Raw genomic sequence first — 26475 nt, forward strand, 5'->3', positions numbered from 1 at the left:
GACAGCCCGGAGGCTATCCGGCGGCGAGCGGTCCCACGCCGGGCTCGGGCTGGGGCACATGTTCGTCGGCGTGGTAGCTCGAGCGGACGAGCGGGCCGGCGGCGACGTGGTCGAAGCCCATCTCCATGCCGGCCGCGGCGAGCGCGTCGAACTCGTCGGGGTGCCAGTAGCGCACGATCGGCAGGTGGCGCTCGGTCGGCCGCAGGTACTGGCCGATCGTGATGACCTGGACGCCGCGCTCGCGCAGCTGGCCCAGGGCGTCGACCATCTCCTCGAAGCTCTCGCCCAGTCCGACCATGAGCCCGGACTTCGTGACGACCTCGTCACCGCCGAGGTCCTTGGCCGTCTCGAGCACCCGCAGCGAGCGCTGCCAGGTCGAGCCGCGGCGCGCGATCGGGTACAGGCGCGGCGCGACCTCGACGTTGTGGTTGAAGACGTCGGGGCGCTCGGCGATGACCTTGGCCAGCGGCATGTCCAGGCCCTGGAAGTCGGGGGTCAGGACCTCGACCTTGCAGCGCGGCGCCTGACGGCGGATCTGGCGGATGACGCCGACGAACGCGTGCGCGCCCTTGTCGGGCAGGTCGTCGCGGTCGACCGATGTGATGACGGCGTGGCGCAGGCCCATCCGGGCGACCTGGCGGGCGACGCGCGCGGGCTCCAGGGGGTCGTTCCAGGTCGGCTTGCCGGTCTTGACGTGGCAGAACCCGCAGCGCCGCGTGCACGTGTCGCCGAGGATCATGAACGTGGCGGTGCCGCGCTCCCAGCACTCGCCGATGTTCGGGCAGGCGGCCTCCTGGCACACGGTGTGCAGGTTGTCGTCCTTGATCCGCGTGGTGAGCTCGCGGTAGCTCGGGCCACCGGGCATGGGGACCTTGAACCACTTGGGCTTGCGGTGCTTGAAGTCCAGGACGTCGGGCCCGAGGACCGTCAGGACGTCCATGCCGCCGGGGTTGGCCCGGCTGCGGGTCTTGTGCTCGCGCTGCGTCGTGGGTTCGGCGGCCATCGCCGGCCTAGGCTATCGAGCCGCGTCGGCGGCCCCGGGCCACCGGCCGCGCAGGCGTGCCAGGTCGAGGCTGGCCCGCGCCAGCGCGACGAGGGCGAAGACCCAGAGCGCGACCTGCTCGTGTGGATGGTGCGTGGCGGCCCCGCGCCAGGACAGGGCGAGCGCCGCGGCCAGCGCGAAGCACGCGTCGCCGGTCAGCGGGCCGGCGAGCAGGATGGCGGTGGCCCGCCGGCGCGACACCGACGGCGCGTGCAGGCACTCGCCGCCCCACAGCCAGCGGCGTGTCGGGCCGACGACCAGGCGCCCGAGGCGCACGGCGAACACCGGCCGCCCGGCGCCGAGCAGGACGCACACCCGGCCGCGGGTCAGCAGGAGCGCGGCGGCGGCGCGGGCCAGCTCCTGGGCCAGCATCGCCGGGACGGAGGCCGCGAGGGCGACGAGGAGGATCAGAGGGACGCCGTCCATGGGCCCGGAGTGGATCGGCGCCCGGGCCCGGGCGCTTGACGCGGAGGGCCGGTTCCTAGCCGACCGTCAGGCCCGCGAGCTCGCGGGCCAGGCGCGCGGGCGTCACGAGGCGCTGGCGGGCGCCCAGCGCGCGCGCCAGCTCGTGGCCCATCCGCTTGCGGAAGCACGGCAGCCGCGCGCCCTCCGCGTCGGTCTCCATGGCCACCGAGGTCATCGCGACGCCGCCCAGGCCGCAGGGCACGATCCACTCAAACGGCGTCATGTCGTTGTCCACGTTGACCGACAGCCCGTGGGTCGTGACGCCCTTGGAGACGTGCAGCCCGATGCTGCCGATCTTGCGGTCCCCGACCCAGGTCCCGGTGAACTCGCGGCCGTCGCGCGCGCGCCCGCGGGCCGTCACACCCTCCTGGCCCAGCGCGGCGACCATCGCCTCCTCCAGGCGGGAGACGAAGCCCAGGACGTCGGTCACGCGGGCGATGGGGTAGGCCACGAGCTGCCCGGGGCCGTGGTAGGTGACCTTGCCGCCGCGGTCGACGTCGACGATCTCGATGCCGCGGTCGCGGTACCAGGCCTCCCCGAGGGGCAGCTCGGCGGGGTCGCTGCGCTTGCCGCGCGTGTAGACGGGCGGGTGCTCGAGGATGAGGACGGTGTCGGGGATCGCATCGGCCTGGCGGGCGGCGCGCAGGCGCTCCTGGAGCGCAAGCGCCTCGGCGTAGGGCACGCGGCCCAGCTGCACGGTCCACAGATCCACGACCGGATGGTGGCACACGCCCGGCCCGGCGCGGGGCCGCTCGGTCGGCGGCGCGCGGCCTGCGACACTCGGGGCCGATGCCCGAGCGCGATGCGATCGCGATGTGGGGGGCCCGCCTGCGCTGGCGCCTGCGGGGCGCGTGGCAGTGGCCGGTGTTCGTGGTGGCCACGGTCGTCGACGCGGTCGTGCTGGCCCGGCTGCCCTTCGCCGGCGGGCGCAGCGACCTGCTCGGGTCCGTGCTGGCCGCTGGGTTCATGAACCTCATCGTCATCGCGGTCGTCTCGCGCGCCGGCGGGGCGCTCCTGCGCCGCCGCCGGCCGCAGCTGCCGCGCGAGATCGCCGCCGACCACGCGGGGACCGCGGGGCTCGCCGGGCTGGCGGTCCTGCTCGTGGTGGGCGGCCTGCTGCACCGCCCGGCGCTGACCGCCGGCGACGCCACGCGGGCCGAGGCCGTCGCGGCCGCCCGCGCGTACGCGGCCCACCACGCGCCGGCCGAGTACGCCGGCAACCTCGGGCGCTCGGACACCTGGACCCAGGCGTCCTACCTCTACCGCACGTGCTTCCCGGGGGCCGACCCACGGCGCGACTGGTGCGTGATCGTGCGCACCGACGAGCCGTCGCCGGTCGTGCGCCGCGACCCCGACCAGCGACCCAACGCGACGATCGCCGGGCCCGACAACCCGGGCCGGGCAGGCGCCTGACCGGCCTGACGTCAGGGCTCAAGCCCTGCGCGCCTCGCGCCGATGGGCGGGCCATGCGTGTGGTGAGGGCATGGGCGACCGCGATCGGCGGGTCGGTCTCCTGGGCGGCCGCGGCCGTCGTCGCGGTGGGCGTCCTGGGCGCCGCGCTGGCCTTCCAGGGCGCGGCCGGGCTGCGCCTGCCGGGCGTGCGCGGCTCGCGCGCGACGGAGCTGGCCGCCGCGCCGCACCCGGCGCGCGCCGCGATCCCGGCGATCCCGGCCGCCGGGCGCACGGCATCCGTCGCGACGGGGGGCGGCCCGGCGCCCGCGCGGCGCCGCGCCGTGCGCCGCGGCGCCGTGCGCCGCGGCGCCGGCGCCGGCGTCGTGCGCTCCCACCGTGTGACGCGCGGCGTCCCGTCGGTCTCGCCCGCCGCCCCGCCGGCCCCCGCCGCCGCCGGCGGCGCGCCGGTCTCCGCCGCCTCCGGGGCACCCGCCGCCGCGCCCGCCGGGGATGCCCCGCCGCCGGCCGGCGGCACCGGCTCCGCGAGGCCCTGGGCGCCGCCGGCCGCGTCCGTCCCCTCGGCGACCGTCCCGTCGCGCCCGCCGGTCCCGGTCGTCCCGCCGGCGCCCGCGGCCTCCGCGCCGGCCGTCGCCGGCGTCGCGCCGGTCGTGACGGCCACCACGCAGGCCGCCGGCAGCGTCGTGCAGGGTGCGACCTCGACGGTCGCCGGCGTCGTCGCGCCCGTGGCCCCGCCCGTCGCCGCCACCGTCGACCAGGTCGGCCAGGACGTCGGGACGCTCCTCGGCCAGACCGGGCAGGTCGTCGGCGGGCTGCGCGGCGACGGCGCGGGCTGACGCGCCGTCAGCGCGCGGCCAGCAGTGCCGCCGGGTGCTCGATCCACGTGCGGATCCGGCGCAGCAGCAGGTCGGCGTCGGCCCCGTGCAGGATCCGGTGGTCGCAGACGAGCGTCAGCCGCGCGGTGTGCGCGACCGCCGGCGCGCCGTCGCGCGCGACGATGCGCGGCGCCACGGCGCCGACCCCGAGCGTCGCGGCCTGGGGCGTCACGATGACCGGCGTCAGCTCGTCGGGGCCGTCCGGGCCCGCGTCGTAGACGCTGAACGTCGCGTTGCCCAGCTGCGGCGAGGCGAGGCTGCCGTCGTGCGCCCCGGCGGCCAGGACGCGCGCCTCGCGGGCCAGCTCGGCCAGCGCCTTGCGGTCGGCGTCGAAGATCGTCGGGCTCACGAGCGTGCCCTGCGCGGCGATCGTCATGCCGACGTTGATGCGCGCGTAGCGCTCGTAGCGCGCGTCGCGGTAGCTCGCGTTGGCCTGGGGGACGTCGCGCAGCGCCAGCGCGCAGGCGCGCAGCACGACGTCGGCGATGCCCGGCACGACGGGCAGCGCCAGCAGCGACAGCTGGGCCAGCGCCGCCAGCGCGGGCTCCATGTCGGCCTCGCAGCGCAGCGTGTACTCCGGCACGGTGGCGCGCGCCTCGGCGACGCGCCGGGCGACGAGCGCCCGCGTGCGGCTCGGCTCGAGGATCGTCACGTCGCCCTTGGCGCCGCCGGAACCTGCCCCCGCCGCCCCCTCGGCGCCGGGCGCCGGTGCCGAGGCGGCGGCGGGCTCGTGCCGCTCGGGCTCGGCGGCGGCGGCCGCCGCGGCGGCGGCGGCGATGTCGGCGCCCACGATGCGCCCGCCCGGGCCCGTGCCGCGCACGACCTGCAGGTCGATGCCGCCCTCGCGCGCCAGCCGGCGCGCCAGCGGGGAGGCCGGCGCGCGCTCGGCGTCGGCCAGCCGCGCGATCACCGCGCCGACGGGCAGCGTCGTGCCCTCGCGGGCGACGACCTCGAGGATCCCGTCGGCCTGCGCCACGCAGGTCTCGGTGGCCTTGTCGGTCTCGATCTCGACGAGCTCGTCGCCGCGGCGCACCGGGTCGCCCGCGTGGCGCAGCCAGCGCAGGATCGTGCCCTCCTCCATCGAGTCCGAGAGGCGCGGCATGGTGACGTCGGGCACGGCCGGATCCTAGGCCTGTCGCAGCGTGCCGAGCGCCGCGCGGACGACGGCGGCGGCGTCGGGCACCGCGGCGCGCTCGAGCTCGGCCGCGTAGGGCATCGGGACGTCGGCGCCGGTCACGCGCGCCACGGGCGCGTCGAGGTGGTCGAACGCATGCTCGCCGACCAGCGCGGCCAACGTGGCGCCGACCCCGCCGGTCGGCCAGCCCTCCTCGACGACCACGCAGCGGTTCGTGCGCCGCACGGAGGCCAGGATCGTCCCGAGGTCCAGCGGGCGCAGCGTGCGCGGGTCCAGGACGTCGGCCTGCACGCCGTGCTCGGCCGCGAGGGTCTCGGCCGCGGCCAGCGCCGTGCCCGCCATCCGCGAGACCCCGATCAGCGTCACGTCGTCGCCGCTGCGGCGGACGGCGGCGCGGCCCAGCTCGCCGACGTCGTCGGCCCCGGTGTCGGCGACCTCGCCGCGCTGGGCGTAGAGGTGCTCGTGCTCGATGAACACGACGGGGTCGTCGCTGCGGATCGCGGCCTTGAGCAGGCCCTTGGCGTCGGCGGCCGTCGACGGCACGGCCACGATCAGCCCCGGCACGTGCCAGAACAGCGCCTCCCAGCTGTGGGAGTGCGTGGCGCCGAGGCGGTGGCCGCCGCCCTGGGGCATGCGCAGGACGAGCGGCACGGAGACCTGGCCGCCGAACATGGCGCGCACCTGCGCCGCGTGGTTGACGATCTGGTCGAAGGCCAGCAGCGAGAAGTTGATCGTCATGATCTCGACGACCGGGCGCAGCCCCGACATCGCGGCGCCGATGCCCATGCCGACGATCGTGTTCTCGGCGATCGGCGTGTCGCGCACGCGGGCGGCGCCGAACCGGGCGTGCAGGCCCTCGGTGACCTTGAAGGCCCCGTTGAAGACGCCGATGTCCTCGCCCATGAGGATGACGCCCTCGTCGCGCTCCATCTCCTCGGCCAGGGCCTCGTTGAGCGCCTCGCGGTAGGTGATCAGGCGGCTCACGACCCCACCGCCCAGGGCGCCGGCACGTGGTCGGCCAGGGTCGAGGGGTCCGGCGGCGGCGAGGCCAGCGCCGCGGACACGGCGGCCTGGACGCGGTCGGCGACGGAGTCCTGCAGCCCGGCGCGGGCCTCCTCGGCCAGGACGCCCTCGGCGACGAGGCGGTCGCCGAAGGCCACGACCGGGTCCGTCCGCCGCCAGCGCGCCTCCTGCTCGGGCGTGCGGTCCTCGGCGCGGTCGGCGGCCGAGTGGCCGCGGAACCGGGTGGTCATCGCCTCGACGAGGACCGGGTGGCGCTCGTCGCGGGCGACGGCGAGCGCCTCGCTCAGCACGGCGTGCGTGTCGGCGACGTCCATCCCGTCGCAGCGCCGGCCTCTGACGCCGAGGCTCTCGGCGCGGACGAGCAGGTCGGTGGCGCTGGCGTGGCGCTCGGCCGGGCCGTCGGCCGTCATCCGGTTGTTCGTGGCCAGGAAGACCACGGGCAGCGACCACAGCGCCGCGAGGTTCAGCGTCTCGGTGAACGTGCCGTGGTTGGCCGCGCCGTCGCCGAAGTGGCACAGCGAGGCCTCGTCGCTGCCGCGGACGTTCGCGCTCAGCGCGAACCCGGCGGCGATCGGCAGGTGGCCGCCGACGATCCCGAAGCCGCCCATGAACCGGCGCGCCACGTCGGCCATGTGCATGGAGCCGCCGCGCCCGCCGCTCACGCCCCCGGTGCGCCCGAGGAGCTCGGCCATGACGCGCTCGGGCTCCGTCCCGCGGGCCAGCGCATGTCCGTGGGCGCGGTAGGTCGAGGCCAGCCAGTCCGTGGCGCGCAGCGCGCGCACCGAGCCGACGATGACGGCCTCCTCGCCGATGGCCAGGTGCAGGAAGCCGCCGATGCGGCCCTCGGCGTACAGCTCCGACGCGCGTTCCTCGAAGCGACGGATGAGGAGCATCGCCGCCAGCCACTCCCGGGCGACGTCGGCGTCGGGCAGCGCGCGGTCGTCCATGCGCCGCGAGCCTAGCGGCGCCCGCGGCGAGACCGGCCCATCCACCCGTGCGGGCGCGGGAGCGCCCGGCGCACGCGGGTCGGCGAGCGCGATGGCACCGTCGCGCCCAGGACGAACGCACCGGTCAGAAAGGCGGTCGGATGGCGCACGCCCCCGGAGATCGCCCGTGGGCCGGGCGTCTTCAGCGCTGGGCGCACATGGCGCGTCCACGGTGGCGGGGCGGGGACGATGGGTCCATGCTCCGCTACACCGCCCCCTGCTCCGCACCCCCTGAGGTGGCCTGGGCGCTCATCGCCCGGCCCGAGGCATGGCCGGCCTGGGCGCCGCACATCCGCGGGGCGTGGGGGCTGGGGGAGTCCGAGGTGCAGGAGGGCGCCCGCGGCGCCGCGCGCCTGCTGGGCGTCGTGCCCGTGCCCGTGCGGGTGACGGCCAAGGTGCCCGGGCGCTCCTGGACGTGGCGGGTCGGCGGCCTGGTCGAGATGGACCACACGGTCACGCCGGGCACCCACGGCGGCTGCACCGTCGCGGTCGTCCTGCGGGCGCCGGGCCCGGTGGAGGCCGCGCTGCGCGTCGGCTACGGCCCGGCGGTCGCGCTGCTGGTCGCCAACCTGGCCCGCGCGGCCGGGCGCGAGGTCAGTCGAAGTGCTCGGGCTCGGCCACGGCCCACTGGTACAGGAAGTCCTCCGGGCTGAGGCGGTCGAGGTCGCGGATGAGCGCCTCGGCCATCCGCCGCCGCTGGCGCGGCGTGCAGTCCCAGAACAGGACGCCCTCGCCCTGGGCGACGTCGACGACCTCGATCGTGGCGCGCACGACCTTGAGCTCGTAGCGCGTGCGGGCCCTCATGCGGGCACGCCGTCCAGCGCGGCGTCGCCGGCCAGCAGCGCGCCGCCGGGGTCCACACCGCGGGCACGTCGAGCACGCCGCGGGCCAGCGCCTGCGCCGTGGCGTCGTCCAGCGCACGGGCGATCGCATCGCGCTCGATCGCCTGCAGCACCGCGCGCGGGTGCATCTCGCAGGCGGCCGCGGCGATGAGGACCACGTCGCGGTCGCCGAGGTCGTGGCCGCCGGCGTAGGCCTGGCGGAACGCCGCGAGCGTGAAGGCCACGACACGGCCGATCTGCTTGGCGAACGTCGCGGCACGCAGCGCGAGCTCGCTGTCGAACGCGGGCGGCCAGCGCACCTCCTGCAGCCCGCGGAGCGCCGCGGTCCGCTCGACGGCCTCGTGGGCGATGCGCTCCTCCTCCGCGCAGCCGAACGCGTGCCAGTCCCGGGGCGCGCGGATCGGCGTCCACTCGGCGACCTCGCCGCGGTCGGCGAGGACGCCGATCACGCGCTCGGCGGCCAGGTAGGCCTCCGGGCTGCTGAAGTCGAAGTAGAAGGCCGCCCGCGGCGCCTGCGCGCCGTCGTGCTGGGAGACCTGCAGGCTCATCGGGCGGGGTTCAGCCGTGGATGAGCCAGCCGTCCGCGGCGCGGGCGGCTTCCATGACGCCCTCCGACAGGGTCGGGTGGCCGTGGATGATGCGCGCGACCTCGGGGTAGCCGCCCTCCAGCAGCTTGACGTTGACGAGCTCCTGGATGAGCTCGGTCGCCCGGGTGCCGACGATGTGACCGCCGAGCATCTCGCCGTAGGTCTTGTCGCCGACGATCTTGATGACGCCCGTGCGGTCGCCGTAGACGGTGCCTGCGCCCACCGCGCCGTACTGGATCTTGCCGATCACGACGTCGTGGCCGGCGTCGCGGGCCTGCTGCTCGGTCAGGCCGAACGAGCCGACGTTGGGGGTGCAGAACGTGGCGCGCGGGATGTCGATGTAGCTGATCGGGTGCGTCTTGCGCCCGGCGGCGTCCTCGGCGGCGATGATGCCCTCGTCGGAGGCCTTGTGGGCCAGCGCGGGCCCGGGGACCAGGTCGCCGATGGCGTAGACCTTGGGGCGCGAGGTGCGCAGCGCGCCGTCGACCTTGATCAGGCCCTGCTCGGTGAGCTCGATGCCGGCCTTGTCGAGGCCCAGCGCGGCGACGTCGGGCGCGCGGCCGGCGGCGATGACGACCCAGTCGGCCTCCTGGCCTTCGTAGAACGTGCTCGTCTTGACCTCGATGCCCTGCTTCTTGAAGCCGCGCAGCGCGACCTTGGAGATGTCTGAGTCCTCCGTGGGCAGGACGCGGTCCAGGCCCTCATACAGCGTGACCTGGGTGCCCAGGCGCTGGTAGGCCGAGGCGATCTCCGAGCCCGAGGCGCCCGCGCCGATCACGATCAGCGTCTTGGGCAGCTCGGTCAGCGCCCAGGCCTCCTCGGTCCCGATCACGTTGCCGCCGAACTGAAGGCCCGGGATCGGCTTCTTGACCGAGCCGGTGGCCAGGACCACGGCCTTGTTGGCCTTGTAGGTGGTGTCGCCGACCTGCACGTCGCCGTCGGCCGTCAGCGAGCCCTCCCCCACGATGAGCTCGATGCCGTTCTTCTTGAACAGGCCCGACACGCCGCCGGTCAGCGTCGAGATGACCTTCTTGCGCCGCTCGCCGATCGCGCCGAAGTCCACCGTCGGCTCGCCGGAGACCACGATGCCGTACTCGTCGGCCTCGCGGACCTCCGTGAGGATGTCGGCGCTGCGCAGCACCGCCTTGGCCGGGATGCACGCATAGTTCAGGCAGCGCCCGCCGACCACGTCGTCGCGCTCGATCACCGCCGTGCTCATGCCGAGTTGGGCAGCCCGGATCGCCGCGACGTAACCGCCAGGACCCGAGCCGATGACGATGCAATCGAACGTGTCGGCCATGACCTGAGCCTACCGAACGGGTGGTGACGCCCTACGCCTCGTCGGCCGGGTCGGTCCCGGGCTCCCGCGGCGCCTGGATCCGGGCGAGCACGCGGATGAGCTTCCAGAACAGCCAGCCCGGCGGCACGATGAGCCCGAAGCAGATGAGCAGGTCCACCAGGCTGGACGCGCGCAGGAGGAACAGCACGCCCGTGGCGACCGCGATCGCCAGCAGGCACTGGAACGCGAGCACCGCCCCGTAGCGCCGGGTCCACATGCCCGCGGCCAGCGCGAGCATGAGCACGCAGTACACGGCCAGCGGCCCGGTGCGGCCGGCCTGCCCGGCCGCCAGCAGCCCGAGGTTGACGAGGCCCAGCGCGACGGCCGCCAGCGTGGCGACGACCAGCGGGGCGGGCCGCTCGCCCTCGGCCAGCGGGCGAAGCGTGTGGCGGATGGCCTCGTCGCGCTCGGCGCCCCGGCGCCGGGCTGGGCGCGGACTAGGCGGCTGCGCCATCGAGCGCCTCGGCGTCGAGGATCGCGCGCAGCCCGCGGGCCGCGGCCGCGGGGTCGGCGGCGTCGGCGACCGCGCGCACGACGGCGACCCGGCGCGCGCCCGCGGCGAGCACGGCGCCCAGCGTGGCGGCGTCCACGCCCCCGATCGCGAACCACGGCAGCGCCGCGTGCGCCGCGGCGTGGCCGACGAGCTCCAGGCCGACGGCCGGGCGCCCCGGCTTGGTCGGCGTCGCGTGCACCGGGCCGACGCCGATGTAGTCGGCCCCGGCGGCGGCGTCGACCTGGGCGGGGGAGTGCGTGGACTGCCCGACGAGGCGGTCGGGGCCGGCGAGCTCGCGCGCCCGCGCCAGCGGAAGGTCGTCCTGGCCGACGTGCACGCCGTCGGCTCCCGCGGCGGCCGCGAGGTCGGGGCGGTCGTTGAGGATGAACAGGGCGCCGGCGTCGCGGCAGGCGGCGGCGGCCACCGCCGCGGCGGCGAGGATCTCGTCGTCGCGGGCGTCCTTCATGCGCAGCTGGAAGACGTCGACGCCGCCGGCCAGCGCGGCGGGCAGGACGTCGGCCAGCGGGCGCCCGCCGGGCGCCGCGCCGGAGACGAGGTAGAGCCGGCACCGCTGCAGGCGGTCGCGTCGGTCGGTCAGGGGCACGGATCCCAGTGTCGCACCGCGATACGCTCGGAGGGCGTGACGACCCCCTTCGGCAACGCGGACGTCGCCGTCGTGGGCGGCGGAGTGATCGGCCTGGCGACCGCCTGGCGCGTGCGGCAGCGCGGCCTCGACGTCGTCGTGGCCGACCGCGGCGACCTCGGCCAGGGCGCCTCGCGCGCCGCGGCCGGCATGCTCGCCCCCGTCGCCGAGGCCGACCTGCAGGAGCGCGAGCTGCTGGCGGCCAACCTCGAGAGCGCCCGGCGCTGGCCCGCGTTCGCGGCCGAGCTGGCCGAGGCGACCGGCATCGACGTCGGCCTCCGCACGTGCGGCACGCTGCTGCTGGGCCGCGACCGCGACGGGGCCGAGCACGTCGACCGCGAGCGCGACGCGCGCGAGCGGCTCGGGCTGCCCGTCCGGCGCCTGCTGGGCTCGCAGGCGCGGCGCCTGGAGCCGGCGCTGGCGCCCGGCCTGCGCCTTGCGCTCGAGCTGCCCGACGACCACGCCGTCGAGCCCGCCCGCCTCGTCGCCGCGCTCGTGCGGGCCTGCACCGACAGCGGCGTGCGCCTGCACCCCCACACGGAGGTCACCGACCTCGCGGCGCTGCCCGCCGAGCGCGTCGTGGTCGCCGCCGGCGCCTGGTCGGCCGGGCTGGGCCCCGTGCCCGTGCGGCCCGTCAAGGGTCAGGCGCTGCGCCTGCGCGATCCCGCGGGCCCCGGGCTGTGCGACCGCGTCCTGCGCTGGGGCCCGCCGACGCCGGGCTACCTCGTGCCGCGCGGCGACGGGCGCTACTACCTCGGCGCCACGATGGAGGAGCGCGGCTTCGACACGGCGGTCACGGCGCTCGGCGTGTACGAGCTGCTGCGCGAGGCCGGCGAGGTCGTGCCCGGCCTGCTCGAGCTCGAGATCGACGAGGCCTTCAGCGGCCTGCGCCCCGGCACGCCCGACAACGCGCCCGTCATCGGGCCCGACCCCGACGACCCGCGGATCGTCTGGGCCACGGGCCACTTCCGCAACGGGATCCTGCTGTGCCCCATCACGGCCGACCTCGTCGTCGGCGCGCTCACGGGCGAAGCCCCGCCGGGCGCCTTCGGGCGCGGGCGCTTCGGCGCGGAGCGCCCGGCCGCCGCCGTCCAGGGGGGCGCGCCGTGATCGTCGTCAACGGCCGGGACACCGACCTGTCACCGGGCATCACCCTGCGCGGCGTGCTGGACTCGGTCGGCGCGCCGGGGCGCGGCGTCGCGGTGGCGGTCGACGCCGAGGTCGTCCCGCGCGGCGAGTGGGACGTGTTCCGCGTGCCGGACGGCGCGCGCGTGGAGATCCTGACCGCCGTCCAAGGAGGATGACGCCGATGCGCATCGCCGGCCACGAGTTCACGTCCCGCCTCATCCTGGGCACGGGCGGCTTCCCGCGCCTGGGGACGCTCGACGAGGCGATCCGCGCCTCGGGCACCGAGATGGTCACCGTCGCGCTGCGGCGGATCGACGCGGCCGCGCGCGGCTCGCTCGTCGACGTCCTCGACGCCTGCGGCGTCCGCGTGCTGCCCAACACCGCCGGGTGCTTCACCGCCCGCGACGCCGTGCTCACCGCCAAGCTGGCCCGCGACGCCTTCGAGACCGAGTGGGTCAAGCTCGAGGTCATCGGCGACGAGCGCACGCTGCTGCCCGACGCGGTCGAGCTGGTCGCCGCCGCCGAGCAGCTCGTCGACGACGGCTTCATCGTCCTGCCCTACACGACCGACGACCCGGTGCTGGCCCGCCGCCTGGAGGATGTCGGCTGCGCCGCGATCATGCCGCTGGGGTCGCCGATCGGCTCGGGCATGGGCATCAACAACGCGTACAACCTGCGCCTCATCCGCGAGGGGACCGCGCTGCCCGTGATCCTCGACGCCGGGGTGGGGACGGCCTCCGACGCGGTGCTGGCCATGGAGCTCGGCTGCGACGCCGTGCTGTGCGCCAGCGCGATCTCGCGCGCCGAGGATCCCGTCGCGATGGCGCGGGCCATCCGGCTGGCGATCGAGGCCGGCGTGCTCGCCCGCGGCGCCGGGCGCATCCCGCAGCGCCGGTACGCCGAGGCCAGCACCCAGCACGAGGGCGCGCCCGAGTTCGTCCATCCGTCGGACCCGGCGCGCGCCCCGCAGGCGTGAGCCGCGCCGACGATCTGCTGGACACCTTCCAGGCGGCGCTGGTGGGCCGCGACCGCGCCGTGTTCCCGACGGTCTGCGCCCTGGACGTCCACTACGAGGACCCGTTCACCGAGGCGCCCGTGCGGGGGTGCGAGGCGCTGGCCGACCACGTCGCGCGCCTGTGGGTCGCCGCGCCCGACGCGCGCGTCCTGCGCGCGGGCGAGCGCCTGACCGACGGGCGCTTCGTCGCCACGCCGGTCCGCTTCGAGGGGACTCACAGCGGCGAGCTGCCGGGGCTGCCCGCCACGCGCCGGGCCTTCGGCGTGCACGCGATGCTCTTCTGCGAGCTCGACCCGCCGCGCGAGCGCCTGTGGCGCGTGCGCGCGTTCTTCGACCTCTACGACACGTGCGTGCAGCTGGGCATCCTGCCCACGCACGGCGGGCTGGGGGAGAAGGCGCTGTGGATGCTGCGCGGCTTCGGGCTGCGCGCTCGGTCCTGAGAACCGCCGGCCCAGGGGGCGGGGTTCCTTCGGCGGGTGTCGGCCCGTCGAACCCGCGGCGGCGGCCACCCTCGGCCTAGTTCGCGACGACGTCGATCGTCCCGTCCATCCCGGGGTGCAGCGTGCACTCGTACTTCACGGTGCCGGCCTTCGCCGGCGTCCAGCGGAACGTGCCGTCCTTGCCGAACGTCTGCGAGCTGAACGTCGCACCACTGTCAGCCTTGACGTCGTGGCCGATGCCCTCCTCGTTGCGCCAGGTCACGGTCTGGCCGACGGTGACCTGCACGTGGTCGGGCTTGAAGCGCAGCGACTTCATCCCGATGGCCTCGCCGGGCCTGAGCGTCACGGCCCCGCCGCCGCCCGAGCCCCCGCAGCCGGCGGTCAGCGCCGCGACGGCGCCGGCGAGCACGAGGGCGGTCAGGGACGGGAACGCGGGCCTGGGCACGTCCTGCACCCTACGAGCTGCGCAGGGTGACCAGCACCGGCGCGTGGTCGGAGAGGCCCTCGCGCGGCAGCCTGCGCACGGGCCCCTCGGGGTTCAGGCCGCCGCGCACGAAGAACCGGTCGATGCCGTGACCGCCCGCGTCGGTGAAGCCCGCGACGACCGGGTCGGGCACGTTGCAGTCGCCGCCCAGCAGCACCGGCGCGTGACCGGCCCAACGCACGAGCGTGGCCCCCGCGACCGCCATGTCGGCGTGCGCGAGCGGCTTCGGGTTGGCCTGGGCGTGGACATTGCCGATCCAGTGGCCGTCGGCCAGGCGCACCGCGTGCACGAAGCGCCGCTCGGGATGCAGGCGCAGGCGCCACGTGCGGTGCTCGGCGATCGCGGCGCCGCGGACCAGGATCGCGTCGGCCCCGCCGCCGTTGGACTTCATGAGGTCCGGGCGCCGCTGGGCCAGCGCCCTGCGCAGTGGCAGCAGCGCGTTGCGCGAGGTCCGCACGAGGCGGTGGTCGGCACCGGCCGCCGCGGCCAGCGCCTCGGGCCACCAGGGCGGGACCTCCTGCAGGAGGGCGACGTCCCAGTCCCAGCCGGCGATGGCCGCCGAGAACTCCGGCAGCAGGGATCGGGGCCGGTCGGGGACCGCCCGGCCGTGGAAGAGGTTCCAGCTCAGCGCGCGCATGCGGTGCCTATGATGCCCCGCTCCCATGCGCCATCTGCTCACCGGCTCCGAACTCACCCCGCACGACCTGGACCGGATCCTGGACCGCGCCGCGGCGCTCAAGCGCGCCCCGCGCTCCTCGGACCTGCTCGCCGGGCGCACCGTCGCGCTCGTCTTCCAGAAGCCGAGCACCCGCACGCGTGTCAGCTTCGAGGCGGGGATCGTCGAGATGGGGGCCACCCGATGGTCCTGCGCCCGGGCGACACGCAGCTCGGCCGCGGCGAGTCGCTGCGCGACACCGCGCGGGTGCTGGGCCGCCACGTCGCCGCGGTCGGGGTGCGCACGCACGCCGACGCCGAGCTCGAGGGCCTGGCCGCCGAGGACAGCCTGCCGGTGTTCAACATGCTCTCCCAGGGCCACCACCCCTGCCAGGTGCTCGCCGACCTGCTCACGCTGCGCGAGGCCTTCGGAGCGCTGGAGGGGCTGCGCGTGACCTACGTCGGCGACGGCAACAACATGGCCTCCACACTGGCCGCGATGGGCCCGATCGCCGGCGTGCACGTCACCGTCAGCTCGCCGCCGGAGTTCGCCCTGGCCGGCGTGCCCAACGTCGCCGACCCGCGGGAGGCGGTGGCCGGCGCCGACGCGGTCTACACCGACGTCTGGGTCTCCATGGGCGACGAGGGCACCGCCGACGCGCGCCGTGCCGCGCTGGGTCCATACCGCATCGACGACGCGCTGCTGGACGCCGCCGCCGACGGCGCGATCGCCCTGCACTGCCTGCCCGCCCACCCGGGCGAGGAGATCACCGAGGACGTCCTGTACGGCGACCGCCAGCGCATCTGGGACCAGGCCGAGAACCGCCGGCACGCCCAGAAGGCGATGCTGGAGTGGCTGCTGGCGTGAGCGACGCCGTCATGCCGTAGCCCATCGGCCCCCAGGGCGGGGTGCACCAGCCCGCCCTGGGCGACCGAGCTCAGGTCCGGCTGCCGGTGAGCGGCGGCGCCGGCCGGAAGGCCGGCGCCGCCCACCGGTGCTACTTCCTCTTCTTGGCCTTGTGCTTGGGCTTGGGCTTGGCGATCCGGATGTTGCGGACCGTCGTCGTGGTCGCCACGTTGCCGGCCTGGTCGGTGGCGGTGACCTTGATCGTCGCCTTGACCAGTGCGCCCGGGTACTTCTTGGTCACCGAGCTCGGGATCGCGAACTTCACCGGCAGCGCCTGGCCGGGCAGCACCGTTGCCGTCGCGGTCCTGAGCTTGACCACGATCTTCTTGGTCTTCTTCTTCTTCTTCTTGGCCTTGGCGTCGGTCGCCGAGGCCGAGGCCGAGGCGCGGCGCGCGACCGGCACGGTGATCGTCAGCGACGAGGTCGCCACGACCGTGGCCGGCGAGTCGCAGTTGACCGTGATGATCAGCGGCCGGCCCGAGCCGCCGCTGCTGACCGGGCGGTCACCCGAGACCGAGACCTTGCACGACGGCGGCGTGTGGTCGACGAACGTCGCCAGGGCCGAGCCCTGGGGCTCGTTGGCCTCGCGCACCCCGTTGTTGTTGAGGTCGACGAAGGCGACGATCGTGTCCGCGCCCGCGTTCGTGCCCGGGTCGGTGATGGGCGCGTTGCCGTTGGCGTCGATGGCCACCTGGCCGCTCAGCGTGTTGGCGCCGGTGATCGAGAAGCGCAGCGGCTTGCCCGTGTAGGGCGTGTCGGACGTGTCCTTGGCCGTCGCGGTGATCGTGATCGGCACGCCCTGCGGGGCGCCCGCGTTGGTCTGGTCGAACTGCAGCGCCGCGGGCACCGAGGTCCGCACGTTGAGCTCGAACGTCGCCGTGGCGTCGTTGGCCAGCGTCCGGGCCGGGTCCAGGTACTGGTCCCACTCCACCGCGCCGGCATTGTCGACGGGATCGCCGACGACCGTGTCGTCCAGCGACGCGGTGGCGGCGTCGGCCGAGTGCTCGACCTTGCTCCAGACGTCGTTGCCCGTCGGGTCGGAGTAGCGCAGCGCCTGGTAGGCCGACCACGGCGGCGAGGCCGAGGGGGCGCCGACCTCGACGAAGCCGCCGGAGCGGCCCGTGTCGGCGTTCGTGCCGCCGATGAACCGCGGCGGTCCCTGGGTGAAGATGCCCGTGCCGACGTCGCTGCCCTCGAAGTAGAAGTCGGCGCCCGTGATGGCCTTGAAGCGCAGCACCGCGCCGCTCTTGTTCTGGACGTCCCACCTGACGCCGAACGTCTGCGAGCCGGCGACGTACGTGGTCGTCTGGGTGACCAGCACGCTGTCGTTGGCCGGCGTCGGTGCGCCCTGGGTGTTGATCGCGTAGGTCGTGACCTGGCGGAACGGGTCGGCCGCCGACCCGCTCCCGGTGGGCGCCGCCTGCGAGCGCGGCACGTACTCGGTGCTGCTGAGGAACGGCCCGGCCGAGCCGCTGAACCCGAAGACCTTGCCGCTCAGGTCGGCCTGCTGTGCCGGGCCGGAGGGGAGGGTCGGGAAGGCCAGGAAGAACCCGGCGTCGCCGGCCTGGTTGCCCGGCGCGAAGAAGATGTTGGACTGGTCGCCGTCACGATGGGCCTGCATCTGGCCCTGATCGCCGATGTAGACCGTGATGGGCGAGGAGGCGATCGTCTGGATCGCGGGGACGGCGGAGGCGGTGCCCGCGGTGGCTGCGACGGCGGCGACGGCGAACGCCGCGATGGTGGCGGCTGCTCTCAGCTTCATTGCCCTTGGACCTTTCTTGGAGGAGGCGTGCGCGAGCGTACCTGCGTCCGGCGCGGCGAGCCAGCGGCGGTGGACGATCAGCCCGTCAGGGCTGCCGAAAGCTGTGCGTCGCGCAGCCCACGGGCGCGGCCGAGCGCGCGGAGGTAGTCGGCACTGCCCAGCAGCGGGTCGGCCGTCACCAGCCAGGGCGCCGAGGGCCAGTCCAGGCCGGTGGCGGCGGCCATGCGGCGCGCGTAACGCTCTCGCAGCGCCGGGTGCGGGCCCTCGTCGAGGAGGTCGAGCCCGTGCAGCAGCGTCGCGGCCAGGTGCCGGGCCCGCAGCAGCTCGACGGCCTCCAGGTGCGCGGCCACCCGGTCGTCTCCGGTGCCCGCGGTGGCCAGCCGCTCGAACGCGAAGGCCAGGGCCTCGGTTTCGGCGCGGTCGGTGAGGTGGCGCGCCTCGAACGGCGCCGCCGGATCGCGGTGGGTCAGGTGCACGGCGTGGCCGGCCTCGTGGAACAGCGCGAGCAGGTCGGGCAGGCCCCCGCGGGGCGCGACGACGAGGTGCACGTCGCCGGGCACCGTCACGGCCGCGCAGAACGCCCGCGGGGACTTGCCCGGCCGCGGCGCGGCGTCGATCGCGAAGCGCTCGGGCAGCCCGGCGGTGCGCAGGGCCGCGCGCAGGTGGGCGACCGGGTCGGCGGGCAGGACCGCGTCGGCCCAGGCCGCGCGCAGCACGTGCGGGAGGTCGTGGCGGGCGTGCGCGCCGGGCAGCACCGGGACCGCGGTCGCGCGCAGCAGCGCCTGTGCCTCGGCCGCCAGTGCGCCGAGGTCGGCGCCGCGCAGCTCGGACAGCAGCGCGCGGGCCGACGGCCACCCCAGGGCGCGGGCCTGTGCCCGTACGCGCTCCAGGCCCTCGGCGGCCGGCGCGGTCAGGCGGCGGGCCACGACGTCGAGCCGGTCCTCCTCCAGCGCCGCGCGGCGTCCCGGGTCGGGCTCGGCCTCCAGCGCGGCGCCCATCGCCGCCACGCCCTCGTCGGTCTCGGCCTGGGCGCGCCGGGCGTCGGCGGGCGCCGCGGCGGCCCCGAGCCGGCCCTCGACGGCGAAGCGCAGCAGCGGCCGCAGCGCGGGGTCGGTGGCGGTCGCCGTGCGCAGCCCGTCGATGGCCGCGTCGGAGAACAGGCCCGCGTGGCGGGCATGCAGCGCCTCGGGGTCCCAGCGCGCGTCCAGGCCGGCGAAGCGCCGGTGGTGGGCGCCGTTGAGCTCGGTGGCGAAGGCCTGAGCCCGGGCCCGGTAGGCGTCGAGGTCCATGGCGGTGCCATCCTAGGTGCGTGTCCACCGACGTCCCCGCCCCGGCCTCCGCCCGCCCGCCTCGCCCCGAGCGCGGGCAGGAGATCGACCTGCGCATCGACTCGCTCGCCTTCGGCGGCGCCGGCGTGGCCCGCACGGAGGGCGGCTACGTGCTCTTCGTGCGCGACGCGATCCCCGGCGACCGCGTGCGCGCGGTGGTCACCAAGCGCAAGCGCCACTACGGCGAGGCCCGCACCGTCGAGGTCCTCGAGCCCGCGCCCGACCGCCTCGCGCCGCTGGCCGACCACCCGGGCGCGCCGTGGCAGGTCATTCCCTACGCGCGCCAGCTGGAGATCAAGCAGGGCCAGGTCGACGACGCGCTGCGCCGCCTCGGCGGCCTGGACGGCTTCGAGCTGCACGACATCGTGCCGGCGGTGGAGCAGTGGCGCTACCGCAACAAGCTCGAGTTCTCCTTCGGCACCGGCCCGCGGCCTGACCGCGAGCTCATCTGCGGCTTCCACGCACCCGGCTCGTGGGAGGACATCGTGGCCGTGGAGGACTGCCTGCTGCAGTCCGAGCGCGGCAACCGCGCGCGCCATGAGGTCCTCGCGTGGGCCCGCGCCCAGGGCCTGGGCGCCTATGATCGGCGCACCCAGGTCGGCGCCCTGCGCAACGTCGTGATCCGCGAGGGGCGGCGCACGGGCGAGCTGCAGGTGCGCCTCGTCGTCAGCGGCGACGTCGGCCTGGACCTCACGTCGCTGGCCGCCGCCGTGGCGGCCGACAGCCTGCTCGTCACCCGCATCGACACGGTGGGCGAGACCACCGCCGGCGGCCAGACCGAGCTCGTGACCGGCAGCGCGCCGACCATCGCCGAGGAGCTCGGCGGCCTGCGCTTCCGGCTCTCGGGCCAGGCGTTCTTCCAGACGAACACCGAGATGGCTGAGCAGCTCTACGCGATCGCCGCCGACGCGGCCGGGCTGCAGGGCTGGGAGCGCGTCTACGACCTGTTCTGCGGGATCGGCACGATCGGGCTGTCGCTGGCGCCGCGCGCCGGCGAGGTCTGGGGCCTGGAGATCGTCGAGGAGGCGATCGCCGACGCGATCGAGAACGCCCGCGTCAACGAGATCACCAACGCCCAGTTCTTCGCGGGCGACGTGCGGCTGGCCCTGCGCGAGCTCGTCGAGAAGGCCGGCCGGCCCGACGTCCTCGTCGTCGACCCGCCGCGCGCGGGCCTCTCCCAGAAGGTCGTGCGCCGCATCCTGGAGGCCTCGCCCCGGCGCGTGGTCTACGTGTCATGCAACCCGACGACGCTGGCGCCCAACGCCGCGCAGATGGCCACGGAGGGCTACGCGCTACGCAGCGTGCGCCCCGTGGACATGTTCCCCCAGACACCGCACATCGAGTGCGTGGCGGTGCTGGAGCGGGCCTGACCCCTGGGGGCTACTGCCGGGGGCGACCGACCGTCCAGCCCTTGACGGTCTTGGTCGTGTGGTAGTTGACGGTGAACTCGACGTCGCGGGCCATGCCCGTCGCCTCCAGCCGGCTGAGGTCCGACAGGACCGTGTTGTAGGCGATGGAGTCCACGTCCCAGTCGTCCTTGCGCAGGGTGTTGCCCGGGCAGAAGTCGAGCGCGTCGTGGACCCGGTAGTAGAACGTGAAGACCTCGTCGACGTCCATGAAGTTCGGGTTGGAGCCGTCGTCGGTCCGCGTGATCTTGATCGTGCCGGACACGTGCCGGGTGTCGAAGCCGAACTCGGAGTCGGGCGTGACGTGGTCGGCCGTGCCCGAGCCGAAGAGCAGCCCGCCCGCGAGGTCGTTGCGCACGTACGTGAGGTCGTTGCTGATCTCGGTCTCGGTCAGCTGGCCGCGGTCGGCCGGCTGGATGCTGCCCTGCGTCGCCTCGACGTAGTCGATCTCCATCGAGCGGGTCGCCCCGGTGAGCGAGTACCACAGGATCCCCGCCTCGCGCCGGCGCCAGCGGTCGATGAGCACCTGCTCGATGCCGATCGCCCGGGGATCGGACCGCTTCGTCATCGCGTCGGTGTCGTGCGTGATGTCGTCCTGGGCCAGCTGGCGGCTGATGCAGTTGTCGGTGTCCGGGTAGGCGTAGCTCGTGCGCTGCGCCTCGAGGTACTTGGCGTAGGCCTCACCGACCAGGTCGCAGTGGCAGCGCTCCGTGAGCTTGTCGGGCACGATCGCCGCGTAGAGGTCCCAGGTCAGCTTCGCGTCGTGGTAGTCCTTGTACGGCGGGAAGGGCTTGCAGTCGTGCTCGGGGTTGTCCAGGCCCTTGGTCGCCCACGACGGGTTGGGGTTGGGCGCCGGCCGCGGTGAGGCCCGGCGGCGCTGGAGCAGGGCCTGCGGCGCGCGGCCCCGGTGGGCGAGCGCGGCGACGGCGCGGTTGCCCACCGTGCGCTGCAGTGCCAGGGCGCGTGCCTGCAGCGCCGATCCCGACGCCGGGGCCTGCGCGGGACCGCCCACGGCTCGGGTCCGCTCGGACTCGGCGGCGGCCTCCGGCGCGGCATGCTCGGGCCCGGTCGGCACAGCGCCACCCTCCCAGGTCGGTTGCCGGGCGTCAAAGGGCCGTCCGGCCGCGGCGGGGCACGCCTTTCCCGCGGCCGCGCGATGTGGCAGAGTGGCGCCGGAACGTCGTAAGTCCGACATCGGAGATCCCATGCCCAAGGTCTGTGTCCTCGTGCCGTTCGCCCTCGATGAGCAGGGGATGGCCAACCGCCGGCTCCAGCAGGAGTCCGTCGACCTGGGCCCGGACATGGAGTTCGTCTACAAGCCCGTCAAGGCCGGGCCGGAGTTCTACGACAGCTATCACGACTACGTGCTCGCCGACCTCGGCATGCTCGAGGCCGGCGTCGAGGCCGCGGAGGAGGGCTTCGACGCGGTCTGCATCGACACGATGAGCGACTCGGGCGTCAACGCCCTGCGCTCCGTGCTCGACATCCCCGTCATCGCGCCCGGCAAGGCCTCCTACCTCATGGCGCTGCTGCTCGGCCACAAGTTCTCCGTGCTGACCCAGTGGGACGGGTGGCTTGCGCTCTACCGCAAGGGCCTGCAGGAGTACGGCCTTACGCACCTGTGCGCGTCGCTGCGCTCCATCAACCTGCTGCCCGACGTCTCCAACCTGCTCGGCGGCAAGGAGGAGGTCGTCTTCCCGCTGCTCGTCGAGGCCGGCCTGCAGTGCGTGGCCGACGGCGCCGACGTGATCTGCCTGGGGTCGACGACGATGCACCAGGCCCACGCCCACCTCAGCGAGCACCTGCCCGTCCCCGTGATCAACCCCGGGCCGCTGACCTACAAGCTGGCCGAGGCCGTGCTGGGGCTGGGCCTGAGCCAGAGCCGGACGGCGTACCCGCGGCCCAACGTCGAGCTGCTCGACGTGGTGCAGGCGATGGTGGCCGCCGGCGTGCAGGCCAAGGCCGCGCGGCCACCGGCCTGACGCCTGCGGGTGCCCGCCGGCGCCGGGCTCAGCCCGGGCCGGCCAGCCTCATGTCGGCCCACGGCTCGTCGGCGGCGCGCGACACGTCGGTCGTCAGCAGCACGGCGCAGCCCGGGCAGCAGTACTGGCGCAGGACGATGGGGACGTCGAGCCGATCGACCGGGTCGGCCTTGGCGCCGACGAGCTCGGTCGTCGGGCCCTCGTGCAGCAGCACGTGGCGCTTGAAGTCCGCCGCGTAGTCGCAGAGCACCGCGTCGCAGCGCGCGCACGCCAGGACGCGCCGGCCGCCGTCGTCGCGGGCCACGATCGCCTCGTGCAGGCGCCGCGGCGGCCCGCCGGTGGCGGCCACCGGATCGGCGGGGTCCGCCTCGGGGAAGCGGTCGGCCGCCCGCGGCCACACCTTTCGCGCGCGGCGGATCGCGGTCCGCGCGCAGGCCGTGGCGTCGGCGTCCACGGCCCCGGTCGCGTCGAGCTCGACGCCGTAGTGGCGCCGCGCGGCCTCGATCGACGTCCGGCCCTCGTGGACGTCGGCGGCCACCCGCTCGGGCTCACGCTCCAGCGGGTCGCCGTAGCCCCCGCCCCCGCCGACGATGTACTCGATCACGTCGTCGGGGCCGAGGGGCATCTCGTTGCCCTGCTTGGGCCGGGTGAACGTGCTGCCCGCCTGCAGGTCGGCGACGTCGGTGGGCAGCCGGCTCTCGGCGAAGCGCGCGTGGATGTCGGTGTCGCGGCGCACGAGGGCGTGGTTGGACGGGCAGGGCAGGCCGCCCTGCGTCCCCGGCGCGCAGGTGGCCGACAGCGTCATGCCCGCGCCGAAGTTCGCCACGCTCATCGTCTGGGCCTTGTAGGGCATGAAGGCGTAGGCGAAGCCCGTGCCCGCCCGCTGGCGCCCGGCGCCGCCCGAGTCGGGCAGGTCGCGCCGGTAGAGGTACATCAACGGGTACCAGTTCTCGACGTCCTCGACGTTGATGAGCAGCGACATGGGCTGAACGAGAGCCCGGCGCTGTCGACGCCGTCGCTGTGGGAGCGCGCGCCCTGGCCGCCGGAGAACGAGTCCAGCACGGCCGAGCCGTAGTAGTCGCCGTCGGCGTTGCGGCCGGTGACGACCGGCACCGCGTAGTCGGGCGGGGAGGCGAGGATGCTGTCGGCCAGCCCCGCGTCGGTGGCCAGCATCCGGTTGATGCAGTTCTGCACGGCGCCGACCTGGTTGACGCAGGTCAGCACGCCGGCCCCGACGGCCGCCGGGTAGTCGACGCAGTTCAGCAGCCCGGGCGTCAGGTCGAAGTCGATGTTGCGCATCGCCCCGCCGATCGCGAGCAGGTGCTCGGGGAACAGCGTGGGGTTCATGGCCGCCACGGCGGCGCCCGTGAACGACACCAGGCCGATGCCGTTGGGGCCCTCCATCTGCAGGTCGGAGCCCGTGTTGGTGATCGTGATCCGGTCCCCGCGCTTGGTGACGTTGACCTGCACGGCGTAGGTCCCGCGGTCTCCGGGCAGCTTCTCGTCGACGTAGCGGCGCTCGGACCAGGTGCCGTCGGGGATCTTGGCGAGCTTCTCGCGGAAGGACTGTTGGCAGGTGTCCAGCACGCGGCGCATCGCCGCCTTGACGGTCGCCGCGCCGAAGTCCTCGCACAGCTCCCCGATGGCCTGCGCGGCATAGCGGCAGCCGGCGATCTGCGCGCGCATGTCCAGCGCGACCATGTCGGGCATGCGCGACTGGCGCTTGTACATCAGCTCGAGATCGGGGCGCATCCGGCCGCCTTCGAGCAGCTTGATCACCCCGAAGATGGTCGGGTCGCTGTAGACGTCGGGCGCGTTCTGCGGCCAGCCCCCGGCACCGTGCCGCCCAGGTCGTACTGGTGGCCGGCGTTGGACACCCAGGCGAAGATGCGGCCGTCGACGAAGACGGGCTGGGCGAACGTGACGTCCATCTCGTGGACCGCGCCGATCCACGGGTCGTTGCAGATGTACAGGTCGCCCTCGCCGATGCCCGGGTCGGCGGCGAAGCGCTCCATGACGTAGCGGATCGTGAACGTGGCGCCGGCGTTGAGGAACTGCACGAACGGGGCGTTCATGATGAACTCGGCATCCTCGGTGAGGATGCACATGTTGAAGTCCAGCGACTGGAAGACGGGGGAGCCCGACACCCGCGTCACCGTCTCGCCATGGGCGATGTTGATGGTGAACAGCCGGTTGCGGATCACCTGGTAGGTGATGGGGTCGAGGTCCTCGACGGCCTCCGTGTGCAGCGGCACCGTGCCGGCGATCTTCTCGTGCCAGTCCGGTCCGGGGTGGTAGCCGTGGACCTTGCCGTCCCAGCTGATCGGGGGCTGCGGCTCGACGTCCGGGGCGATGGCCATGGGTCAGTCCTCCAGGGAGATGGTGACGTTGCCGCGGGCGTCGACGGCGGCGGTCGCCCCGCCGGGGACGACGATCGTGGTGTTGGGCAGCTCGACGATCGCCGGGCCGTCCAACATGGCCCCGGCGAACAGGGCCTCCGAGCGGTACACGGCGACCGACCGCGGCGTCAGGCCGGCCTCGTAGAGGATGACGTCGCGATGGGCGAACGGCTCCGCCCCGGCCGCCGTCTGCTGCGCCACCCCCGCCTCGGCGGCGTGCTCGCGGGGCCGCGCCCGGGCCCGCACGCGCAGCCCGGTGACGGCGAAGCCCGCGTCGGCGTAGCCGGTGCCCTCGCCGTACACGCGCTCGTAGTCGGTCTGGAACGTGTCGACGAGGTGCTCGAGCGTGGCGTCGTCGTAGTCGCCCGCGGGCGCATCGATCTCGATCTCGTTGACCTGCAGCGAGTAGCGCATGTCGGCGTGGCGGGTGACGATGAGGTCCTCGCGGGCGATGCCGTTGTCGGCCATGCGCTGGACGGCGCGCGCCTCGATCTCGTCGAACACCGCGGTGATCGCGGCGGCGTCGAACGGGTTGCGCATCCTCTGGGCGACCTCCTGGACGACGAGGGGCGCGGCGCCGGCGATGCCGAACGCCGACCAGCCCGAGGCGAAGTCCCCGAGCGGGACCACGACCTTGGACATGCCGACGTGGCGGGCGACGGAGGCGCCGTGCACGGGGCCCGCCCCGCCGTAGGCGTACAGGGTGAAGCCGCGCGGGTCGATGCCCTTCTGCACGCTGGCCAGCCGGATCGCGTCGGCCATCCCGTTGTCGACGATGCGCAGCGCCGCGGCGGCGGTCTCCTCGGGCCCCAGCCCGAGCGGCCGGCCGGCCTCGGCCAGCGCCGCCCGCGCGGCCTCCACATCGAGCTCGACCTCGCCGGCCAGGAAGTAGCCGGGGTCCAGGATGCCGGCGACGAGGTTGGCGTCGGTGACCGTCGGCTCGGTCCCGCCGCGGCCCACGCACACCGGGCCCGGCACGGCGCTCGCGCTCTCGGGGCCGACGCGCAGGCTGCCCATCGCCGGGTCGAAGCGGATGATGGAGCCGCCCCCGGCGCCGACGGACCGCACGTCCAGCGTCGGCACCCAGTACTCGTACTGGTCGTGCCAGGAGGTCCGCCGGCTGAGGGCCACGCCGTTGTGCACGAGGCCGACGTCGAACGTCGTGCCGCCCATGTCGGCGGTGATGACGTCGGGCGCGGCGGCCGCGGCGTGGCCGTTGCCGGAGGCCGGCGCGGTCGCGGCCTTGTGGGAGCCGATGAGCCCGGCCACGGGCCCCGAGCCGATCGTCAGCACCGGCAGCCGGCGCGCCTCCGTCGTGGAGATCAGCCCGCCCGAGCACGTCATGATCTGGACCTGGCCCGGGAAGCCGAGCGCGGTGCAGCGCTCCTGCAGGACCGCCAGGTAGCGGTCCATGACCGGCCCGATGAGCGCGTTCATGACGGTGGCGACCGTCCGCTCGTACTCGCCCGAGCGGTGCACGACCTGGGAGGCGACCGACACGAAGATCCCCGGCGCCATCTCGCGGACGATCTCGGCGGCGCGCAGCTCGTGGGCGTCGTTGCGGATCGACCACAGCAGCGAGATCGCGATGGCCTCCGCACCGGCGTCCAGCAGCTCCTGCACGGCCTCGCGCAGCTGGGGCTCGTTGAGCGCGGCGACCACGTCGCCGTCGGAGCCGATGCGCTCGTCGACCTCGCGGACGAGGTCGCGGGGGACCAGCGGCGCGGGCTTGTGGTGGTGGGCGACGTCGGCGACGTAGGCAGGCGACGCGTTCTGCAGGCGCCGCCCGGCCTTCATCTGGAAGAGCGAGTCGCGGTGCCCGCGCGTCGTCAGCAGCGCGACCTTCGCCGTGCGTCCCTCGACGAGGGCGTTGGTCCCCACGGTGCACCCGTGGTAGACGCCGTCGGCGCCGGCCAGCAGCTCGGGGCCCGTCGTGCCCAGGTGCTGGGCGACGGACGCGATGGAGGCGATGAAGCCGTCGTGGAAGTCCGGCGGGGTCGAGAACGCCTTGCCGATCTGGACCTCGCCCGAGGGCTGGACCGCGATGCAGTCGGTGAACGTGCCGCCGATGTCGACACCCAGCACTACGCCCATGCCGTGCTCCTGTCCTGCCGATTGACCGGCGCCGCC

General features: G+C 75.1%; 27 protein-coding genes and 3 pseudogenes. 11 read left to right on the forward strand and 19 right to left on the reverse strand.

Going from position 1 to position 26475, the window contains the following annotated elements:
- Nucleotides 1-13: 13 nt before the first annotated feature.
- The 3 genes from lipA to lipB are packed head-to-tail and all read right to left on the reverse strand — an operon-like array spanning nt 14 to nt 2219.
- Nucleotides 14-1003, reverse strand: coding sequence for a lipoyl synthase (gene lipA / locus FSW04_RS04615; RefSeq protein ID WP_146916746.1), 990 nt, complete (start codon nt 1001-1003; stop codon nt 14-16).
- Between the two features lie 12 nt (nt 1004-1015).
- Complete coding sequence (locus FSW04_RS04620; protein ID WP_146916748.1) at nt 1016-1468, reverse strand: hypothetical protein; 453 nt, start codon at nt 1466-1468, stop codon at nt 1016-1018.
- A 55-nt stretch (nt 1469-1523) separates the two neighbouring features.
- Entirely contained in the window at nt 1524-2219 is a 696-nt protein-coding gene (lipB, locus tag FSW04_RS04625; RefSeq protein WP_187369247.1) for a lipoyl(octanoyl) transferase LipB, read from the reverse strand.
- 77 nt (nt 2220-2296) lie between these two features.
- Here lipB and FSW04_RS04630 point away from each other — a divergent pair, with 77 nt between their 5' ends.
- Together FSW04_RS04630 and FSW04_RS04635 are read left to right on the forward strand one after the other, a co-directional pair.
- Nucleotides 2297-2920 carry a hypothetical protein gene (locus FSW04_RS04630; protein WP_146916752.1) on the forward strand — a complete coding sequence of 208 codons (624 nt, stop codon included), beginning with the start codon at nt 2297-2299 and terminating at the stop codon, nt 2918-2920.
- 53 nt (nt 2921-2973) lie between these two features.
- The gene (locus tag FSW04_RS04635; RefSeq protein WP_146916754.1) at nt 2974-3753 is read left to right on the forward strand and encodes a hypothetical protein; all 780 of its coding nucleotides are present in this window, start codon (nt 2974-2976) and stop codon (nt 3751-3753) included.
- A 7-nt stretch (nt 3754-3760) separates the two neighbouring features.
- Here FSW04_RS04635 and FSW04_RS04640 read toward each other — a convergent pair whose 3' ends face one another.
- From FSW04_RS04640 to FSW04_RS04650, 3 genes are read right to left on the reverse strand one after another with little or no spacing between them, the layout of a single operon-like run.
- On the reverse strand, nt 3761-4909 hold the full coding sequence (locus tag FSW04_RS04640) for a dihydrolipoamide acetyltransferase family protein (protein ID WP_146916755.1): 1149 nt from the start codon (nt 4907-4909) through the stop codon (nt 3761-3763).
- A gap of 9 nt (nt 4910-4918) precedes the next feature.
- Nucleotides 4919-5911 (reverse strand): alpha-ketoacid dehydrogenase subunit beta, encoded by a 993-nt coding sequence (locus FSW04_RS04645; protein ID WP_228430885.1) that lies wholly within the window; start codon nt 5909-5911, stop codon nt 4919-4921.
- A complete protein-coding gene (locus FSW04_RS04650; RefSeq protein WP_146916757.1) occupies nt 5908-6897 on the reverse strand; it encodes a thiamine pyrophosphate-dependent dehydrogenase E1 component subunit alpha in 990 nt (329 codons plus the stop codon). The genes FSW04_RS04645 and FSW04_RS04650 overlap by 4 nt, the downstream gene beginning before the upstream one ends.
- 236 nt (nt 6898-7133) lie before the next feature.
- On the opposite strand from FSW04_RS04650, the gene FSW04_RS04655 reads away from it, so the two are divergent.
- The gene (locus FSW04_RS04655) at nt 7134-7589 is read left to right on the forward strand and encodes an SRPBCC family protein (RefSeq protein WP_146916759.1); all 456 of its coding nucleotides are present in this window, start codon (nt 7134-7136) and stop codon (nt 7587-7589) included.
- On the opposite strand, the gene FSW04_RS26755 is transcribed toward FSW04_RS04655, so the two are convergent.
- The 5 genes and pseudogenes from FSW04_RS26755 to thiE form a co-directional block, all read right to left on the reverse strand.
- A complete protein-coding gene (locus FSW04_RS26755) occupies nt 7531-7740 on the reverse strand; it encodes a hypothetical protein (RefSeq protein ID WP_228430887.1) in 210 nt (69 codons plus the stop codon). The genes FSW04_RS04655 and FSW04_RS26755 overlap by 59 nt on opposite strands.
- Before the next feature lie 115 nt (nt 7741-7855).
- Nucleotides 7856-8326: pseudogene (locus tag FSW04_RS28300) on the reverse strand (DsbA family protein); the annotation flags it as partial.
- 10 nt (nt 8327-8336) lie between these two features.
- Entirely contained in the window at nt 8337-9665 is a 1329-nt protein-coding gene (gene lpdA, locus FSW04_RS04665) for a dihydrolipoyl dehydrogenase (protein ID WP_146916764.1), read from the reverse strand.
- Between the two features lie 31 nt (nt 9666-9696).
- The gene (locus FSW04_RS04670) at nt 9697-10158 is read right to left on the reverse strand and encodes a hypothetical protein (RefSeq protein WP_146916766.1); all 462 of its coding nucleotides are present in this window, start codon (nt 10156-10158) and stop codon (nt 9697-9699) included.
- Nucleotides 10142-10801 carry a thiamine phosphate synthase gene (gene thiE, locus FSW04_RS04675; RefSeq protein ID WP_228430890.1) on the reverse strand — a complete coding sequence of 220 codons (660 nt, stop codon included), beginning with the start codon at nt 10799-10801 and terminating at the stop codon, nt 10142-10144. Before thiE ends, FSW04_RS04670 begins: the two co-directional genes overlap by 17 nt.
- Nucleotides 10802-10837: 36 nt before the next feature.
- Between thiE and thiO the strand changes: the two genes are divergently transcribed.
- From thiO to FSW04_RS04695, 4 genes are read left to right on the forward strand one after another with little or no spacing between them, the layout of a single operon-like run.
- A complete protein-coding gene (gene thiO / locus FSW04_RS04680) occupies nt 10838-11950 on the forward strand; it encodes a glycine oxidase ThiO (protein ID WP_228430892.1) in 1113 nt (370 codons plus the stop codon).
- On the forward strand, nt 11947-12144 hold the full coding sequence (gene thiS / locus FSW04_RS25645) for a sulfur carrier protein ThiS (protein WP_187369248.1): 198 nt from the start codon (nt 11947-11949) through the stop codon (nt 12142-12144). Before thiO ends, thiS begins: the two co-directional genes overlap by 4 nt.
- Nucleotides 12141-12944 (forward strand): thiazole synthase, encoded by an 804-nt coding sequence (locus FSW04_RS04690; protein ID WP_146916771.1) that lies wholly within the window; start codon nt 12141-12143, stop codon nt 12942-12944. Before thiS ends, FSW04_RS04690 begins: the two co-directional genes overlap by 4 nt.
- Nucleotides 12941-13423 carry an ester cyclase gene (locus FSW04_RS04695; protein ID WP_146916773.1) on the forward strand — a complete coding sequence of 161 codons (483 nt, stop codon included), beginning with the start codon at nt 12941-12943 and terminating at the stop codon, nt 13421-13423. The genes FSW04_RS04690 and FSW04_RS04695 overlap by 4 nt, the downstream gene beginning before the upstream one ends.
- 76 nt (nt 13424-13499) lie before the next feature.
- On the opposite strand, the gene FSW04_RS04700 is transcribed toward FSW04_RS04695, so the two are convergent.
- Complete coding sequence (locus FSW04_RS04700; RefSeq protein ID WP_146916775.1) at nt 13500-13868, reverse strand: cupredoxin domain-containing protein; 369 nt, start codon at nt 13866-13868, stop codon at nt 13500-13502.
- Nucleotides 13869-13878: 10 nt separating this feature from the next.
- Entirely contained in the window at nt 13879-14544 is a 666-nt protein-coding gene (locus FSW04_RS04705; protein ID WP_146916777.1) for an endonuclease/exonuclease/phosphatase family protein, read from the reverse strand.
- Between the two features lie 25 nt (nt 14545-14569).
- Between FSW04_RS04705 and FSW04_RS26765 the strand changes: the two are divergent.
- Nucleotides 14570-14925: pseudogene (locus tag FSW04_RS26765) on the forward strand (ornithine carbamoyltransferase); the annotation flags it as partial.
- Between the two features lie 135 nt (nt 14926-15060).
- Entirely contained in the window at nt 15061-15429 is a 369-nt protein-coding gene (locus FSW04_RS26770) for a Rossmann-fold NAD(P)-binding domain-containing protein (protein ID WP_267128313.1), read from the forward strand.
- Between the two features lie 130 nt (nt 15430-15559).
- On the opposite strand, the gene FSW04_RS04715 is transcribed toward FSW04_RS26770, so the two are convergent.
- Nucleotides 15560-17230 carry an Ig-like domain-containing protein gene (locus FSW04_RS04715; RefSeq protein ID WP_146916780.1) on the reverse strand — a complete coding sequence of 557 codons (1671 nt, stop codon included), beginning with the start codon at nt 17228-17230 and terminating at the stop codon, nt 15560-15562.
- Between the two features lie 77 nt (nt 17231-17307).
- A complete protein-coding gene (locus FSW04_RS04720) occupies nt 17308-18519 on the reverse strand; it encodes a gluzincin family metallopeptidase (RefSeq protein ID WP_146916782.1) in 1212 nt (403 codons plus the stop codon).
- Between the two features lie 20 nt (nt 18520-18539).
- Between FSW04_RS04720 and rlmD the strand changes: the two genes are divergently transcribed.
- A complete protein-coding gene (gene rlmD / locus FSW04_RS04725; RefSeq protein WP_146916784.1) occupies nt 18540-19928 on the forward strand; it encodes a 23S rRNA (uracil(1939)-C(5))-methyltransferase RlmD in 1389 nt (462 codons plus the stop codon).
- Nucleotides 19929-19938: 10 nt separating this feature from the next.
- Here the strand turns inward: rlmD and FSW04_RS04730 are convergent, their stop codons facing one another.
- Nucleotides 19939-21039, reverse strand: coding sequence for a hypothetical protein (locus tag FSW04_RS04730; RefSeq protein WP_146916786.1), 1101 nt, complete (start codon nt 21037-21039; stop codon nt 19939-19941).
- Between the two features lie 130 nt (nt 21040-21169).
- Between FSW04_RS04730 and FSW04_RS04735 the strand changes: the two genes are divergently transcribed.
- Entirely contained in the window at nt 21170-21946 is a 777-nt protein-coding gene (locus FSW04_RS04735; protein ID WP_146916788.1) for an aspartate/glutamate racemase family protein, read from the forward strand.
- A gap of 28 nt (nt 21947-21974) precedes the next feature.
- On the opposite strand, the gene FSW04_RS27740 is transcribed toward FSW04_RS04735, so the two are convergent.
- The 3 genes and pseudogenes from FSW04_RS27740 to FSW04_RS04750 form a co-directional block, all read right to left on the reverse strand.
- Entirely contained in the window at nt 21975-22928 is a 954-nt protein-coding gene (locus FSW04_RS27740; protein WP_146916791.1) for a hydantoinase B/oxoprolinase family protein, read from the reverse strand.
- Nucleotides 22880-24306 (reverse strand): annotated as a pseudogene (locus tag FSW04_RS28305) (hydantoinase B/oxoprolinase family protein). Before FSW04_RS28305 ends, FSW04_RS27740 begins: the two are co-directional and overlap by 49 nt.
- A 3-nt stretch (nt 24307-24309) precedes the next feature.
- Nucleotides 24310-26439 (reverse strand): hydantoinase/oxoprolinase family protein, encoded by a 2130-nt coding sequence (locus FSW04_RS04750; RefSeq protein ID WP_146916793.1) that lies wholly within the window; start codon nt 26437-26439, stop codon nt 24310-24312.
- Nucleotides 26440-26475 lie beyond the last annotated feature (36 nt).

The organism is Baekduia soli (genome assembly GCF_007970665.1).
GTDB lineage: Bacteria > Actinomycetota > Thermoleophilia > Solirubrobacterales > Solirubrobacteraceae > Baekduia > Baekduia soli.

Bases quoted from the DNA above. Each gene is read 5' to 3' on its own strand.
- FSW04_RS26770 (WP_267128313.1), top strand. From the start codon at position 15,061: ATGGGCCCGATCGCCGGCGTGCACGTCACCGTCAGCTCGCCGCCGGAG.
- FSW04_RS04715 (WP_146916780.1), bottom strand. From the start codon at position 17,230: ATGAAGCTGAGAGCAGCCGCCACCATCGCGGCGTTCGCCGTCGCCGCC.
- FSW04_RS04655 (WP_146916759.1), top strand. From the start codon at position 7,134: ATGCTCCGCTACACCGCCCCCTGCTCCGCACCCCCTGAGGTGGCCTGG.
- FSW04_RS04705 (WP_146916777.1), bottom strand. From the start codon at position 14,544: ATGCGCGCGCTGAGCTGGAACCTCTTCCACGGCCGGGCGGTCCCCGAC.
- FSW04_RS04670 (WP_146916766.1), bottom strand. From the start codon at position 10,158: ATGGCGCAGCCGCCTAGTCCGCGCCCAGCCCGGCGCCGGGGCGCCGAG.
- FSW04_RS04690 (WP_146916771.1), top strand. From the start codon at position 12,141: ATGACGCCGATGCGCATCGCCGGCCACGAGTTCACGTCCCGCCTCATC.
- FSW04_RS04750 (WP_146916793.1), bottom strand. From the start codon at position 26,439: ATGGGCGTAGTGCTGGGTGTCGACATCGGCGGCACGTTCACCGACTGC.
- FSW04_RS04735 (WP_146916788.1), top strand. From the start codon at position 21,170: ATGCCCAAGGTCTGTGTCCTCGTGCCGTTCGCCCTCGATGAGCAGGGG.
- FSW04_RS04620 (WP_146916748.1), bottom strand. From the start codon at position 1,468: ATGGACGGCGTCCCTCTGATCCTCCTCGTCGCCCTCGCGGCCTCCGTC.
- FSW04_RS04635 (WP_146916754.1), top strand. From the start codon at position 2,974: ATGCGTGTGGTGAGGGCATGGGCGACCGCGATCGGCGGGTCGGTCTCC.
- FSW04_RS27740 (WP_146916791.1), bottom strand. From the start codon at position 22,928: ATGTCGCTGCTCATCAACGTCGAGGACGTCGAGAACTGGTACCCGTTG.
- FSW04_RS04650 (WP_146916757.1), bottom strand. From the start codon at position 6,897: ATGGACGACCGCGCGCTGCCCGACGCCGACGTCGCCCGGGAGTGGCTG.
- FSW04_RS04630 (WP_146916752.1), top strand. From the start codon at position 2,297: ATGCCCGAGCGCGATGCGATCGCGATGTGGGGGGCCCGCCTGCGCTGG.
- FSW04_RS26755 (WP_228430887.1), bottom strand. From the start codon at position 7,740: ATGAGGGCCCGCACGCGCTACGAGCTCAAGGTCGTGCGCGCCACGATC.
- FSW04_RS04720 (WP_146916782.1), bottom strand. From the start codon at position 18,519: ATGGACCTCGACGCCTACCGGGCCCGGGCTCAGGCCTTCGCCACCGAG.
- lipA (WP_146916746.1), bottom strand. From the start codon at position 1,003: ATGGCCGCCGAACCCACGACGCAGCGCGAGCACAAGACCCGCAGCCGG.
- lpdA (WP_146916764.1), bottom strand. From the start codon at position 9,665: ATGGCCGACACGTTCGATTGCATCGTCATCGGCTCGGGTCCTGGCGGT.